This window comes from Mesorhizobium sp. M1E.F.Ca.ET.063.01.1.1, assembly GCF_003998155.1.
In the GTDB taxonomy this organism is placed as follows: domain Bacteria; phylum Pseudomonadota; class Alphaproteobacteria; order Rhizobiales; family Rhizobiaceae; genus Mesorhizobium.
Genome location: NZ_RZSC01001425.1, coordinates 1 through 678 on the forward strand (window position 1 = coordinate 1; position 678 = coordinate 678).

General features: G+C 63.7%; 2 protein-coding genes. Both read left to right on the plus strand.

Annotated features, from left to right (window positions below; genetic code table 11):
* Positions 1 to 263: trimethylamine methyltransferase family protein (locus tag EOA29_RS39000; RefSeq protein ID WP_189479169.1), on the plus strand; the 263-nt coding region annotated here is incomplete at its 5' end.
* 142 nt (positions 264 to 405) lie between these two features.
* On the plus strand, positions 406 to 678 hold a 273-nt coding region (locus EOA29_RS39005), incomplete at its 3' end, for a DUF3168 domain-containing protein (RefSeq protein ID WP_145970142.1).

The window sequence follows — 678 nt, forward strand, 5'->3', positions numbered from 1 at the left end:
GTGTGGGCGGCCACTTCTTCTCGGCCGCCCACACCATGACGCGCTACCGCACCGCCTTCTACGAGCCGCTGGTCGCCGACTGGTCGAATTTCGGCAACTGGACGCAAGCCGGCGGCAAGACCGCCACCGAGCGCGCCACCGGCGTCTGGAAGCGGATCCTTGCCGATTTCCAGCCGCCGCAATCCGCCGCCGCCACCACCGGCGTACTCGACGAGTTCATCGCACGGCGCACCGAAGAGGGCGGTGCGGCGCCGGTGTCGTGAGTCCGAAAACGTAATATTTTCCAGACTTTCGCCGTTCACGCTACAGTCAAAACGATTCGCGATCTGGTATCGGATCGCCAGCGTGGTTACGTTGCCGATCAGGTTAGGAACGAACCGAAGGCTGTTTTGTGATGGACGGTAAATGACGGCACCTGGCGATTTGATGCAGGCCTTGTTCCTGAGGCTGAAGACCGACGCGTCGCTTTCGGCGCTGCTGGGCGGCGCCGGCCTGCTCGAGCGCGCCGACGCCAAGGCGGCCTATCCGCACGTCACCTACGGCCGCACCAGCGCCTTCGATCTCGAAACCGGCGCCGACAACGACAATGATCAGCTCATCACGCTGCATGTCTGGTCGAAGGCTCAAGGGGAGGCCGAGACGCGCCTCATCATGGACAGCATCAGGGCACGCCTCGAC